Annotated in this window: 10 protein-coding genes and 1 pseudogene; 2 read left to right on the top strand and 9 right to left on the bottom strand. The window is 57.9% G+C overall.

Annotation, left to right across the window (positions count from 1 at the left end; all coding sequences use genetic code 11):
• Positions 1–120: 120 nt before the first annotated feature.
• From AC1MEW_RS21365 to AC1MEW_RS21350, 4 genes and pseudogenes are all read right to left on the bottom strand, one after another.
• On the bottom strand, positions 121–744 hold the full coding sequence (locus AC1MEW_RS21365; RefSeq protein WP_480427305.1) for a zinc-binding dehydrogenase: 624 nt from the start codon (positions 742–744) through the stop codon (positions 121–123).
• A gap of 21 nt (positions 745–765) precedes the next feature.
• A pseudogene (locus tag AC1MEW_RS21360) lies at positions 766–1,128 on the bottom strand (alcohol dehydrogenase catalytic domain-containing protein); the annotation flags it as partial.
• Positions 1,125–5,201, bottom strand: a complete 4,077-nt coding sequence (locus AC1MEW_RS21355) for an SDR family oxidoreductase (protein WP_480423564.1) — start codon at positions 5,199–5,201, stop codon at positions 1,125–1,127. The pseudogene AC1MEW_RS21360 and the gene AC1MEW_RS21355, both read right to left, overlap by 4 nt.
• Positions 5,202–5,238: 37 nt before the next feature.
• Positions 5,239–6,174 carry a DMT family transporter gene (locus AC1MEW_RS21350; RefSeq protein ID WP_480423563.1) on the bottom strand — a complete coding sequence of 312 codons (936 nt, stop codon included), beginning with the start codon at positions 6,172–6,174 and terminating at the stop codon, positions 5,239–5,241.
• Between the two features lie 91 nt (positions 6,175–6,265).
• On the opposite strand from AC1MEW_RS21350, the gene AC1MEW_RS21345 reads away from it, so the two are divergent.
• Positions 6,266–7,171 (top strand): LysR substrate-binding domain-containing protein, encoded by a 906-nt coding sequence (locus tag AC1MEW_RS21345; protein ID WP_119740615.1) that lies wholly within the window; start codon positions 6,266–6,268, stop codon positions 7,169–7,171.
• On the opposite strand, the gene AC1MEW_RS21340 is transcribed toward AC1MEW_RS21345, so the two are convergent.
• From AC1MEW_RS21340 to AC1MEW_RS21320, 5 genes are read right to left on the bottom strand one after another with little or no spacing between them, the layout of a single operon-like run.
• Complete coding sequence (locus tag AC1MEW_RS21340; RefSeq protein WP_480423562.1) at positions 7,154–8,314, bottom strand: aromatic ring-hydroxylating oxygenase subunit alpha; 1,161 nt, start codon at positions 8,312–8,314, stop codon at positions 7,154–7,156. The two genes, AC1MEW_RS21345 and AC1MEW_RS21340, sit on opposite strands and share 18 nt — an antisense overlap.
• Positions 8,315–8,350: 36 nt before the next feature.
• Positions 8,351–9,454: a mandelate racemase/muconate lactonizing enzyme family protein gene (locus AC1MEW_RS21335; protein WP_480423561.1), complete on the bottom strand. Its 1,104-nt coding sequence runs from the start codon at positions 9,452–9,454 to the stop codon at positions 8,351–8,353.
• Complete coding sequence (locus AC1MEW_RS21330) at positions 9,451–10,818, bottom strand: NAD(P)-dependent oxidoreductase (RefSeq protein ID WP_480423560.1); 1,368 nt, start codon at positions 10,816–10,818, stop codon at positions 9,451–9,453. Before AC1MEW_RS21330 ends, AC1MEW_RS21335 begins: the two co-directional genes overlap by 4 nt.
• A gap of 23 nt (positions 10,819–10,841) precedes the next feature.
• The gene (locus AC1MEW_RS21325) at positions 10,842–11,771 is read right to left on the bottom strand and encodes a 2-oxoglutarate and iron-dependent oxygenase domain-containing protein (RefSeq protein ID WP_480423558.1); all 930 of its coding nucleotides are present in this window, start codon (positions 11,769–11,771) and stop codon (positions 10,842–10,844) included.
• A gap of 12 nt (positions 11,772–11,783) precedes the next feature.
• Positions 11,784–12,473 (bottom strand): class I SAM-dependent DNA methyltransferase, encoded by a 690-nt coding sequence (locus AC1MEW_RS21320; protein ID WP_480423557.1) that lies wholly within the window; start codon positions 12,471–12,473, stop codon positions 11,784–11,786.
• 1,040 nt (positions 12,474–13,513) lie between these two features.
• On the opposite strand from AC1MEW_RS21320, the gene AC1MEW_RS21315 reads away from it, so the two are divergent.
• On the top strand, positions 13,514–14,314 hold the full coding sequence (locus AC1MEW_RS21315; protein WP_161428770.1) for a Hachiman antiphage defense system protein HamA: 801 nt from the start codon (positions 13,514–13,516) through the stop codon (positions 14,312–14,314).

The raw sequence follows: 14,314 nt of genomic DNA, 5'->3' as shown, positions 1-14,314 counted from the left end.
ATCGGAATGCTCCTGACGCCCGATCTCGAAGGGGTGGGAGACCAGGTCCGAATGCACCGGGACGGTTGGCGGTAGTGCCAGCGAAGAAGGCATGAGGTATCTCCGTGGAGCTTGTGTGGGTCAGAACTCGACGACGGCGCGATAACGCACTTGGTTGTTGCGCAGTGCATCCAGGGCCTGGTTGATTCCTGTCGCCGGGAATGTTTCGACCAGGGGCCAGACACGGTGCACGCTGGCAAACGCCAGCATCTGCAGCATGTCGTGGCGCCCGCCAACGTTGGCGGTGGAGACCGTCAGGGTTTTGTAGGTCATCGCCGCGATATCTAGGGTGACCGGGTTGGGCATGCCTGCAAAGCACAGGGTGCCGCGCGGCCGCAGCAAGGCGATGGCGCTCTCCCAGTCCTGATCGTTGGAAGCCGTCACCAACAGGAAGTCCAAGGTGTTTGCCTGGGCTTTCAGCGTGTCCGGGTCCAGGGTGTAGAAGTGGCTAGCGCCCAATTCCATGGCTTGGGATTTCTTGTCTTCGGAGCTAGACAGCGCGGTCACGGTGCACCCGAACTTGGCGGCGAACTGAATGGCCAGGTGACCCAGCCCCCCGATGCCCAGCACGCCGACCTGCATGTCCGGACGAGTGCCACGCAGCAGTGCGGTGAACACCGTCTGTCCCGCGCAAAACAATGGTGCCGCCATGGCCGAGGGCATGGCATCGGGGATGGGGAATACGAACCGTGCGTCGCAGGTCAAAAAGTCCGCGAAACCTCCTCGGTGCCCATCGCTGCAGGTAGGCACCACCTTTGGGCAATGCTGCTCTTCACCCTTTAGGCACCACTCGCACGCGAGGCATGCCCCCTTGTACCAGCCGACACCAACCCGTTGCCCCGCGACGAGCCCCGTTACCGAGGCCCCGCTGCGGACTACTTTTCCGACCACCTCATGACCACACACCTGCGGGTATTGAGAGGCTTCTCCCCAGTTTCCTTCGATCAAATGCAGGTCGCTCGTGCAGGCGCCGCAATGGGTGACCCGGATCTCGACTTCATTGGGGCCCGGATCCGGGCGGGGGTACGTAAAGGGCTCCAATGGCGAGCCTGGGCTATGGGCCGCCCATCCGGTGGTAGTCTGTGTCATGGGGTCTCTCCTGTGTGCAGGTTGAGTGCCGTGAGGTACTGCTGCGTCCATTCGGCATCGATCACCGGGCATTTCAGCTGCGCGATTTGCAACGGGGCCGGATGGCTGAAGTGTTTGAAGTCTTCGATGATCATTGGAAGGATCAGCAACGTGCGCTGCAGCACTGCGTTGCCGGGTGCCTGGGCTTCGAGTCTGACGCGCCATTGTGCGAGGGGGAGTGCGGTGAACCGGTCCGTCCCCAAGAGTGTCTGGACCCAACTGCAGATCTGTTCCCAGCGGGTGCTCTCTGGGTTGTAAAGGTGGTGGATTGACGTCGAGTGCGTCGTCGATTCGCCGAGGGCACAGTGCACGAAGATCCGTGCGACATGATCCACCGGCGTGAGATTCAGCGACCAGTCGCTTTCCGCCGGCCAGGCCTTGAGAGCAAGACAGCTACGAATCATCAGTCCGACATAGTCGTCGGGGTTGATGCGGTCGCAGGCATTGGCCCGGATGGGGGCGCTGATGTCCCCGCATCTCAGGATGTCCAGATCTATGCCGGTCTGCTCACGGAACCTTGTCGCCACGCTTTCGGCAACCAGCTTGGCACGGTTGTAGCCGGTGGTCGGGACCTTTTCAGGCAAGGTCGAGGCGATGACAACGCCGGCACCGCCCATGGCAGCCAGACGCAGCACTTCCAGGACTCCGCCTACGTTAGTCTCGGCCAGGCGTTCATAACGCTTGAGCCAGTTGACCTCGGCACCGCAATGAATGATGCAGTCGACCTCCGAAGACAAGCGACGGTAATCCTCGGGTGACAGGCCTAGCCCGGGCTGGCTCAGGTTCGCAACCACAGCCTCCACTGGTCCAAGATCCGCAACCCGTTGCTGTGCGTGAGCCGTGTCTTCGGCCCGCACCAGGCACAGAATGCGTTCCACCCCCGCGGCCTGTTGCAGCTGGCGCACGATCATCCGTCCCAGGTACCCCGTGGCCCCTGTAACCAGTATTGTCCGCCGTGCCTCGCGTGGAGGCACATGCGAAACAGGCGCTTGCAGCCTGGACAGGTAACGCTCGGTTTCGGTTTCGACAGAGAAGGGGACCTCCAGGACGGGCTCGCCTTGAAGCTCAAGCGCGATCAGCTGCGTAATGCCCGCCAGGGTAGCGTCGCGGGTGACATCGGCAACGGATAGATCGAAACGGAAAGTCCGGTTGATCAGGTTTATCAATTCCAACAGCAACAGGCTGCCGCCCATGTCGAGGAAGTCACTGTCGGGGCCCAGAGTCACACCCTGAAGGTTCAGGCAATCGCCCCATAAGGCTGCGACCCGAGATTGCAGGGGCGTGAGTGGCGGTTCGTCATCCGGCAGAGGAACCAGAGGCAGTTGCAGCAGTATGTTCGCACTCAGGCGCTTCTGACTGGCGCCGGCCGGGATCGATGGGGTCAGGAAATAGGCCACCGGAACGCTGAAGGCCGGCAAGTGCTGACTCGCCCATTGCCGCAGCGTGTTGGCATGGGGTGGGTGTTCGGCATCCGCTGGAGCGACAAAGGCTACCAGTTGCAGGTCCAGCCCGCGGCCGCGCGTGGTGACTAAGGCCGTGTGTACTTCGGGATGAGCAACCAGGATGCGTTCCACATCGGTGCTGAATACCTTGAACCCGCGCAATTTCAGATGCGTGCTGCTGCGGCCCAGCAGGTGGATATTTCCGCTTTCGCTGAGTCGCACCCTATCACCGGTTCGCAGCAGCTGCGGGGCCAGGTCCGGCCGGGTCGGCGCCAGCGGGTTGGATACGAAGGCCGCCTGGTCGGCCGTATCGTCCTTCAGATAACCCGGCGTGAGTCCCTGGGTGTACACGTAGAGTTCGCCAGGGCTGCCCAGGCGAACGCACTGTAGTGTCGAGTCCAGCACGAAGGCTTCGGTGCCGGGGGTGAAGTGCAGGCGGCCTTCCGGGCCGACCAGGGCAACGTCCCCGGCTTCGTTTGAGCCATACAGATCGAGCACCTGGCAGTCGGGCAGGCAATGCCTGAGCTGTTCGCGAATTGCGTCAGGTAGCGGCTCGCCGCTCAGCCACAGGGTATGCACGTTGGCAAACGCCTGCTGGAATGCCTGTTCGTTTTGCAGCAGGCCTGCCACCAGACTAGGGGTGATCATCAATTGAGAGAGACGACTGCCCTGGATAAAACCTGTGAGGGCGTGGGGATCCAGCACCATGGCGTCCGGAATCAAGCAGGCCACCGCGCCGCTGAAGATGGGGTAGTAGACATAGCCGGTCATCCAGGCATTGAGGCCGATGCGATCACCGCGGCGGATATGCTGACGCCAGAAGGCGAGTGAATCGAGGCGACCGTGTTCGCCAATTGTGACGACCTTTGCCATACCCGTCGTACCCGAGGTCAGCAAGCCATAGGCCACATCACCGAATGGCTGCGGCCGAAGCTCTGGTGCAGCGTCGCAGCGCTCCGGCAGGTGGTCCAGCAGTAGCGTGCGATAACGACCTGCCAGGGATTGGAGAGTAAGCGTATCGCCCACCACGACTACTGGATCGAGTTTCGCCAGGACGTTCGCGGTCGCGTCGGTGCCGTACCATTGCGGGATGTCCAGGTAAGGCCAGCGCAGCAGGCTGCAGGCGGTCATGGTCACCAGCGTGCGCAGGTCTTTGTCCAGGCGGATAGCCACCCACCCGCCGTGCGGGCAACTGTGCAAAAGCCGCTCAGCCAGCGTGCACGCCTGGGCATTCAGATCGCGGGCGCTCAGGCTTCGTTGAGGGCTTGCTGCGACCGTGCTGTCCGGGGCATCGCGCAGCAACTGACGCAGCTGCATGTGCCAGGACGGCGTTGTTGTGTGGGCTGGGGCGTTAGGACGCTGGGTCCTGATCTGCAGCTCGCGACTGTATTGAGCTGCCGCCCGCTGGTACTGGGCAATCCGTGGGCCGACTTCATCCATCGCCGGGTTATCTCGATCAACAATGATCAGCTTGACCTCGGTGTGGCGTGCCTGCGGGCTGTCGGGGCAGATCAGGCACAGCTGGCGATGACTCAGACGGCGCACGAACTCAAGCGACACCGGGTCACCAGAGGTCGTCAGCGTCACTAGGGGCAGGTCCTGCAACTGCTCGATTTCGCGGATGATTGCGTCGAAATGGCAGGCTGCGGGGCTGCTCCATAGCCAAACGGCGTAGTCGCCAGGCAATTGCGCTGCCCATTGCAACGCACGCAGGTGCTGCTGCCTCGTCGATGCCAGCAGCAGCACGCGCAGATGTGCCTCCGCCGGTTCATGAAGGCAGGCAAGGTGATCCTTCGTGGGGGGCACGCGTTGCCAGGCGGCTGCCAGATGGAAAAAGTTGTAGAGGGGTTGCTTGTCCCGAGCCGTACATTCGACGGCATCCGGAAACGTGATTTCGGGATGCGCGACGTGGGCGAAACCGCAGGAGCGCTCGGCATCGTCATGCCAGCCTTGGAAAAATTGCCATTGTTCGACCTTTTCCGGTGCCCAACTCAACAGGCGAGGCGAAAAGTCGATACCGGCGAAATCACAAAAGCGCGCCAGAGTGCCTCGCGTATCCCCCATCAGGTCCTCATCACTGTCCAGGTAGAGCACCTGACTGGCATCACACTGTTCGAGCACCCGCTCATGGATACGAGCCAGCTCATCGAAGCCGGATTCATCCGCATCGAAATAGGTGGTGCCACCGCTCTGGCTGACGCGATACAGCGAGCGCATCACATCCCGCGGCTGGCGGACCAGGAACACATGCCTGAATTGCGCCAGCCACGTGCTATCAATCGAGTCGAAGTCGACGAAGTAAGCAATCTCCTTGGAGAATTGCAAGCGGTGCGGTCGTGCTGGACGTTCGCCGAGCAACGCCATCGCCTCGGCGTAACCGGGAATGCCGGGCGGTCCGTTATTGATCCGGCGGGTGCGCTCAATCAGCGCATGTTTTTCGGGAAAATGCCTGGCCAGAAAAGGCTCGGAGAGCCTTTCGTGCAACACCCTGACGTCCGGATGCTGCATCACGGCCCGCTCGAAAGCGGTAGAGCGGCTGCGGGAAACCGCCCACAGAATCACATTGGGCAGGGAATCAGATGACGTCAGCATAAACAGCTCCTTGTTAAGGCCTGTGCATGTGAAGCGTTCAGCGCGTGGCGGTGGGCTTTTTCAGCAGGATGAAGCCTGAAATCAGGATAAGGGCCAGACCGGCCGCGGTCCGGCCATTGAGCACTTCATTGAACAGCAACGCCCCCCAGGCAATCGCGAAGATCAGGTAGGTGTAATCGAATGCGCCGATGATCGAGGTCTCGCCGATTTGATAGGCCAGGGCGATGCCGGTACTGACCAATACCATTAGAATCGCCAGCACGACCATCACGCCCCAGTCGCTGATCGCCATTGGCGACCAGCCGCCCACCAGAAATCGGAGGCCCTCGTTGGCCGGCAGGTGAGGGCCGGTCTGTGCGACGACAATGCTGCCGACCACCCCCATCAACAACAGGACGATGTTCAGCGCCAGGGCCAGGTGCATCGGCACCTCATTGGCGCACTTGCCCTTGGTCACGACCGCGGCGAGGGCATAGAAAATCGCAGCGAGCACGGGCAGCAGTGTCCATAGGTTGAAATCAGCCTGACTGGGCGCGAGCGTGACCAGCACCCCGGCGAACCCCACCAGAATGGCCACCCATTTTCGCGGTGTGACATGCTCGTCCAAGGTGACAGCCGAGAACAAAGCGATAAACAAAGGTGTCGTATAGATTGCCAATGCCGCTATGGTCAGGCTGATGAAGGGCAGCGCACTGTAAAAGGCGATCCACATCAGGGCGAGCAGCAGGCTTCTTGTCCCTATCCACAAGGGGGAAAGCGGCCGTTGCTGCGTTGTGCCGCGGCGGTACATCAACAAGGCGACGAGCATGCCGATGGCCAGGATCGAGCGAATCACGTAGAGCTGCCACATCGATGTCTCGGCGCTGGTGGCCTTGATAAGAGCGTCTGACACTGACAACAGGAACACCGAACCTACGACGATGAGGATGCTTTGTCGGTTTTCAGCGGCGGTAACGGTTGTGGTTGCAGACATGATGGATCCTGATGTGATCGACCTGGAGGATTCTGGTTGAGCTCGTATTGCATTTAAAGTGACTTATGGTTACGCAGGAGGAATGAAAATTATGGATAACTTCAAACGCTCACTGCCCCCACTTTCCAGCCTGGTTCCCTTTGAAGCCGCGGCGCGTCTGGAAAGTTTTTCCAAAGCCTCGGATGAGTTGCATCTCACCCAGGCTGCAATCAGTAAACAGATACGATCCCTGGAAGAATTCCTTGGCGTCGCGTTATTTACGCGTAGAAATCGCGCCGTATTTCTGACCGAGGCGGGCGCCGAGTTTCGCGACGCGGTGCGCACGGCGTTCCTGGGCATTGCTTCACGCGCCGAAGACCTGAAGTCAGGACGAGACAACAGTGAAATTGTCCTGGAGGTTCAATTGTGCGAAGCCTTTTACTGGTTGATGCCCAATATCACGCATTTGCACAGGAAGTACCCTGACCTGGAAGTTCGCCTCAATGCATCCATCCAACCGATTACCGAAACAGCGGAAAAATTCGATATAGCCATCCAAACCTCGGGGCGCCCATCCGGTGATCACACCCGGCTGTTGACCTTGAGTGACGACGTGTTTCCTGTGTGCAGTCCCGGCTACCTGGCCTCGTTGGGCGATCACCCACTGACCTTGCAAACCTTGGTGGACCTGCCTTTACTGCATCACGTTGCCACGCCTCAGTACTGGAGCACTTGGAGCGACTGGCTGGGGGAGTTTCACATCAGGCCCGGAGAACTCAAGGGTAAGTTCTATGACAGTTATCCGGTCATGATGCAGGCGTGTGTCGAAGGCCTGGGTTTTGCCCTTGGGTGGCGTCGGACCAGTGAAAAGATGCTCGCCAGTGGTGACCTGGTACGGCCTTTTTCCGAATCGATACACCTCCCTGAAGCCCTGAGCGTGTACAAATGGCGTGATGAAACCCTCAGCCCGTCAGTTCGCCACGTGCTGGAATGGTTGAATTCATCGTTCGCAGACTGACGCCTCGTGGTCCGTGTGCAGCAGTCCCAGTGCGGCCAGGGTCTTTTTCTGAATGTCGTGCACGGCATGTTCGCTGTTGGCCCCTAGTGCCGGGTCAACTATAAAGCGACCTTGCTGGTAGCCGTCGCTGTTTAGGCCGCGCTGCACACTGGCGCACAAGGGGATATCTTCTTCACGGATCACAGCGACGAAGTCGATGACCTCCTGTTCTTCCCGGGAGGGAGTTGCTGCCGTGCAAAACCATTCAACCACCTGCAGTGTCTTGTCCACGCTGACCGGCAGGTGATGCAACACATTCATGTACCCTCCTGGATAGACCTCCAGGCAAAAGTTCGGCCACAGGTACCAGGCGCCGAATTCGCGCGATCGGGCCGAGTCTTGCTTCATCGTATAGCCCTGGTTGACGCCACTATCGCTGCTGATATGTGCGTGATAATGCTCGTGGATCGCCAGGTGATAACTCTTCAGGTCGAGGGTTGCCGTCGAGAGCGTGGGATGGCACATCGGGCAGTGGTAACACTCCGAGTAATTTTCCACAGAGACCTTCCAGTTGGACTGCACGCCGTATTCCTTGGAATAGGCGTGAAACAGCTTTTCCGGGGCTGGCGAGAAGGTTCGGATCGATGCGTCGAGCCCAGGCAGCAGGACCTGCATGGGCTGCGCATTCCAGTCGAAGTTGATGAAGATGAAACCGCAGAACACCTCCAGGCGTACCGGGTTGAGTTGAACCTGATCCGTGCTGAAGTCCTTGAGGTGCTCGGATTTACGCGCGCTGATCAACTGTCCTCGGGTGTTGTAGGCCCAGGCATGATACGGGCAGGTCAATAACCCAGGCACATGGCCGCTGCCCTCGACCAGTCGATGCGCGCGATGCTGGCATACATTATGAAAGGCCTGCAGTGTACCGTCCTTGTCACGGACCACCAGCGCACTTCGCCGACCGAGGTCACGCACTCGGTAGTCACCCGCGTTGGGCAGCGCGGAGGTGTGGCAGACGTATTGCCAGGTACGTGCAAACACCGCTTCCATTTCCCGGTCGAATAACTGGTTGTCGATGTAATGTTCGTTAGGCAAGGTAAAAGAAGCAAAAGGGTCGATGTCGAACCCGCGGGCCAGGTGCAACGCGGAAGGGACGCTGGTCATGGAACCTCCATGGATCAGTTGGAAGGACAGTGAAATTTATCCGTACTGGGCGACGGGGTGCTCGAACTGCCGGGAGTCAAGCGTCAGCCCCAGGCCTGGGCTGTCACGCAGGTAGGCACGGCCTTGGCTGATTTCAAAATCCACCTCGGCCACGTGCATCTCATGGTGTCGGCAGCAATTCCAGCTGGCACGATGTAGGCGGCCAGGGGTCGAAGCTGCCAGATGCATAACGGCGCTGTCACTGACCTGGGTGCCGCCGACGTCTTCAATATTCATCCGGATGCCGTGGTAGATGCAGAAGTCCCGAAGCTGTCGGGCTTTGGTCAGTCCTCCGACGCGGCCAATCTTCAACCCTATCAGTTGGGCGATGTTCTGGCGCTGGCCTTGTACCAGGTCGCCAAGGGTCACAATGGACTCATCCAGAATGATCGGGTTGCGTGTCAGTTCCCGCACCGCTCGGCACTGCTCCAAAGATTCGCAGGGCTGTTCGAAGCACACTGTTGGGTCTTCCACGCTGTTCATTACGGCGACGGCCTCCGAAACCGTCCAGGCACGATTGACATCGAAGGTGATGACCTCTCCGGGCAGGCGCTGTTCGAGCAGGCGCTGGATCTGAGCCACATCCTCCTCCACCCCGATGCCGACCTTGCAGGAGTGGGTGCGATAACCCTCGCTGCGAGCCAAGGCCAGATGGGCCGCCATCTGCTCTGTATCGTCGGTGGGAATGCTGCTTTGCAAGGCTATCGACGCCTGGAACCGGCCGCCAAGCAATGCGTATACCGGCAGTTGGCAGTGTTTGCCGAGGATGTCCCAGCATGCCAGGTCGATTGCAGCTTTCACGTAGGGGTGACCCGGGAGCATCACGTCCATGCGTGCATTGATCTGATCCAGGTGCAGTGGATTTTCACCCAACATGTGCGGCGCCAATTCCTCTATGCCGGCCCGCACGCCTTTGGCGTAGGCAGGCAAGTAAGTGGCGCCCCAAGGGCAACTCTCGCCGACGCCCACCAGGCCACTGTCCGTGGTGACCAGGACGATGGTGGAGTCGAGTGAGTCATAGTGCAGTCGCCCCCCGCTGAGGCTGTATTTGTTCTTGAGCGGTATATCCAGCTGGTAGACCTTGATGGAGGTGATTTTCATGGTGCGAACGCTCCCTGCCGCACCGCACGCCCGACTGCGCGGGCAGGGGAGGGAAAGCCCAGAATCGACTGGTGAAAAATTTGCTCGATGACGGGCAGTTGCAGTGCCTGCTGGAGTTCGCCAACCGCTGCGATACTGTCCAGGCAAGGTTCATAGCTATCCAGGTGTTCGGCAACCCAACTGGGGCCGCAACTCCAGTTCACCACCTGCTCGATCAGCGTGTCCGAAAGACCCATTGCGCGACCGATTTGCCAGGCCTCGTCGAGGATGACCTTGTTGATGCAGGCCAGGAATTCCACCAGGTGCGAGGCCAGCTTGATCTTGTTGTCGTCGGTGAATACAAGGCCCGAATGAAACGTCTGTGCCAGGGCCGGAGTGATGCGGCCCAGGGGGTCCTCAATCACAACGCCGCTGTGGCGAAAGTCGCGGTTGGCGCCATAGGGCGAAGGCGCATGAAAATCGGGCAGGGTGAGGGATAGTCCGTTTTCCCGCTCGCTCATGGCGGCCACCTTTACGTGATTGTCCTGGCTGTCGAACAGCGTCCCAGCCTGGTGGTAGCGCTGCGCGACGATGCGTCCCAGCGGCATGGCCACCCCCAGTTCATCGGCCAATGCCTCGGTGAGGCTGGTGTCCTTGACGGTGATTTCCAACGTGCAGGAATGATCGTAGCTGGCGTCGAATATGAATGGGGTCAGTTGGTTGCTGACAAAGCAGTTTCCCCGCGAGACTTTCACGTAATCCCAGAGCCAGTGCAGCGGAATATCGTTGGCTCTGGCCATGACCAGCAGTTCGGCCCATACCACGGTGGCGGTGTAGAACAGCAGGTTGGTGAGCAATTTGACCGATTGGCCGGCACCGATCTCTCCCACGTAGAAAGACTTGCGTCCCATGGTGTCAAGCATGACCCGGCTCAATGGGTAGCCGCGTTCATCTCCGCCGATGTAGAAGCATACGTTGGCAAAATCCACGCCCATATGTGACAGGTTGCTGACGGGCGCTTCCAGGCTGAAGATATTTTTTTGCCTGGCCAATTCAGCGATATGTTGGGTGTTGTGATAGTCGGTGGTGGAGGTGTCGATCCAGACCGTACCTTCGGCCATTCCCGCCAGAGCGCCGTGCTCCCCCGTCATGTTTTCCAGCACGTGGTGCGGTAGCGGCAGGCATGTCACAACAATCTGGCATGTGTGGGCGCACAGGGCAGGGGTGTCTTTCCAGAAAGCGCCCAACTCGATCACCGGGCCAGCATGCGCGGGGTCGATATCATGGACCTGGACGTGATAACCCGCATTCAGCAGACGCTCTATCAATGGACGGCCCATATTGCCGGTACCGATGAAGCCGACTTTCGGCTTGGCAGCTTGCATATCGATTCCTCCTGATGGTGGGGTCAAGCGAGTTCGCGTGCCCTGCCGGCACCCTGGCCGGTTACCCAGATTGAGTTGAAGTTTTCAAGCATGACTTGCTGGCACGACACGACCTGGTCGCTGCCCAGAGGGTTGAACCTGGCGTCCACGTTCGGGTACACAAAAAACGGCAGCGATACCCTGCCACTGTTCGCACGGTGAATGACTTGGTGGGGTGTACTGGTAAAGAGGCCGTTACTCCACTTCATCAGCATGTCCCCCAGGTTGATCACCACTTCGTGCCCGCGAGGCGGCACATCGATCCAGCGTCCTTGGGAAAAAGCGCGTAGCGCGCAGGCATCACCGGCCTCCTGGAACAGCAAGGTGAATATGCCGTTGTCCGTGTGTTTGCCCGCGCCACTGCGCAGTGGTGGGTAGTACAGGGCACGCTGTATCAGCACCGGATCAGAAAAGAAGGGCTCGAAAAACAGCTTGTCCAACCCCAGGGCAAGCGCCAGCCCTTGTAATAATCGAGGCACCACTAGGTGCATGACTTGATCTTGCAGGGCCAGCATCGCCTTGGCGAAACCGGGAGCTATTTGCTCGTCGGGTAGCAAGTTCGGACCTGTGAAAGGTTTTTCGCACAGGGCGGCCTCTCGTCCCATGTCGAAGTGCTGTTTACAATCAGGACCGGTAGGGGCGTGCAATGTTTCGCCAAAGGTATGTACATAACCCCGGCAAGTTCTGGGGCTGACCTGTTGGTGGTCTTGGGGAAAATGATTCTTGATCTCCAGCGGCAGTGCGAAGAATTGTCGCGCCGCATTAAACGCCTGATCGATAAGCAGCGGACTTATACCGTGATCGGTTAAATAAAAGAAACCGTCCTTAATACAGGTTTCACGTAGACGTCGTACTTCGCGCGGCGTATCAATAGATTCAAGCACTTCAAGTGAAATGCGATTCAAGGCTTCCATGCTCGAGCCCCCTTATCGGGAAATTCTAAATGCTAGGTAGTGAGCATGTACCTCGTCTAAATAAGGAGCATTCATAAGTGACGGTAGGGGGGATAGTTTTTTTGTCGCGACTAAACTGTCCAACAGGTCCGCGAAGTTTTCTGCCTCATAGAACGTGCATCGCGTGCTAAACAGTAAAAGTCCGCCGGGGGCAGTCATGCGAATAAGTTCGTGAATGGCTTCTATGGGCAGGTGACCCTCGATGAACGCACCGCAGCACAAGGTTGCGTCATACCCGTTGTCCGCAATTAACGTGTTGTGTTCGGTCAGATCCACTCCGCCGTAGAGCGCCCCATATGCTTGGGTCTGACGCGCCAACTGAGTCATCGCCGGTGACAGATCGCAACCGTCTATAGTGCTAAAACCTCGCTGGGTCAGTTGTTTCCCCACCAACCCGGTCCCGCAGCAGGCATCCATGATGCGTAAAGCACTACAAAGTTTTCTGTTGTTTGTGTCTGCGTTGCCAAGAAGCGATGTCAGCAGGTCGCTGATTACGAGTGGACCGCAATAGTTCTCTTCGGACACATCGTTGTCATAATCAGTAGACCATGTTTCATAGTAATCCCTGAGGCGAAAGTAATCGCGATTGAAGTTGAGGGCGCGATTCACCGATGTCGAGGAATAAGCGGTAGAAGTTCTCGTGGCGTTATTTTCGCTGGCCATTCTGTATTCTCCGGAAAATTATTTTTCAGGTTGAATGAATCAGGGTGGGGCGTGAGTGGGGGTTCATTCTTATTCGCCGGTACCGCGCTGTAAAGACCAAATAGACGACTTATCCTTCGGATTTTTCCTACATGGATAACCAGGTGTTATACATGCCGTTTTCCTATGGGACGCTAGACAGGACTTATTGGAGTATTCCTACTTCACGGTACAGGTGGTTGATCTGTCCACTATTGCGCTGGAACACTGGGTTGCTCACACCCTTGGGCGGAGAGGAGCATCTCATCGGCCTACCTTCACTCAGCGGTGTTTGCGCAGAGTAATGGGGGAGTTTTCGAGAGGGGACTGTTGTACGTGAGGCTGGGGGCATCCGCTTCAAACCATCCCAAGCATGCCCTAAAATATACCTTCGAACGTAGCAATTCACTGGAAGTGCATGGACTTCCATGGTCTATCAAAAAGCAGAAGTGATCAGGATGAACTGGCTTCGTGACGATGCTTAGAGACTCTCAGGGTCGCCAAAAAACATTTTGACTAGGCTCTAGGACGGTATTTTTAGGCGGAAAAAATTCAAATGTGCCCCCAATTTTGCCCCCAGTGCATCAAGTTCGTGAGTGGCGATTTCCAGCAGAGCCAGATGGATTCAGATGGCTTTCAGTAGTTCATAAGTGCGGGGGAGGAGCTCACACTGCCTACCTCTCAGTCGGGAATGACCAGCGGCGTTGGATGGGGCTGTCTACAGTGCTGCGTATCTTTCAGTCCGACGCTGGATTGGCCTACGAACAATTGGATATTTATACAGCTGTTACGCGAACTCCGACGATTTGCACCAAAAATTGTCTTCGATCTTGTTTACCGGTCCCGTCAATCACGCTAACTTGCGGTAACGCTGGCACAGTGCCGCTATCGGTCATCCCTGACTAGATCTCACTCGCGCGCACAGCTGCTCAGCTGGTGCCTACCCTTAATCAGGGCGGGATGATTGATCGCGCGCAGCAACCGCAAGAGGATTCTGCGGTTTAGTGTTTGTAGGAAGTGTTATGGATGGCGTGAGCTTCAAGCAGGTAGACCAGTATGCCTTGTGTTGTGTCGAGAATTTTTCTGATGAGCTTAAGCTCGCGCTGAGGGAAAACCTCACCCGTATCTGCCATGGTGCTGATCAGGCCAGCAAGGACAGGGCGATCTACAAATACCCAGCGACGATTAAGCACTTCTGGAACGAGCGCTATTCCAAGAAACCGTGGGAAACCCGGATTGGTATGCTGGGTGAGCTCCTGTCTCACGTCATCATTCTGAAGCTCTTCCCCGACTTCGATGTGGTCTCCCCGTTCTTCAATATGGAAGAGAAGAGCATCCGGAAGGGCTTCGATCTCCTCCTATACGAGACCTCAACCAACAACGTCTGGATCACCGAGGTAAAGTCGGGCGGTAGAGGGGCAGACAAGACGTCTTGCTCGGCCACAAGTGCGCAATTGCGTTTGGCTCGGGATGACCTCAAGAGGCGTTTGGCTGAGCCGGAGCTCAATCACTGGCTCAACGCGATCAATGCCGCGAAAAATGCGATCCACAACAAAGCAAATTACCGGGACTCAGTTATTGAGATCTTGGAGATGGAAGGTGATTTGGCTGAAGAAGACGTGGCGAGTGCTTCGGACAACAATGTGTTTCTGGTCTCTGCCCTGTTCAGCGAAGTGTCCCAGGCTATCGCCGAAAATACCGTGTCAAATTTCACCACCAAGCTGGTAGCTGACGCTGTGTTCAAAACGGTGTGGGTGCTGTCGCTCCACAAAGGCACCATGGAAAAGCTGGAAGAGTTCTTGAGGCAGGAGGCGGAGCAGTAG

Source organism: Pseudomonas sp. ASL4, assembly GCF_056680395.1.
This window is presented reverse-complemented; position numbering and strand designations above follow the sequence as displayed.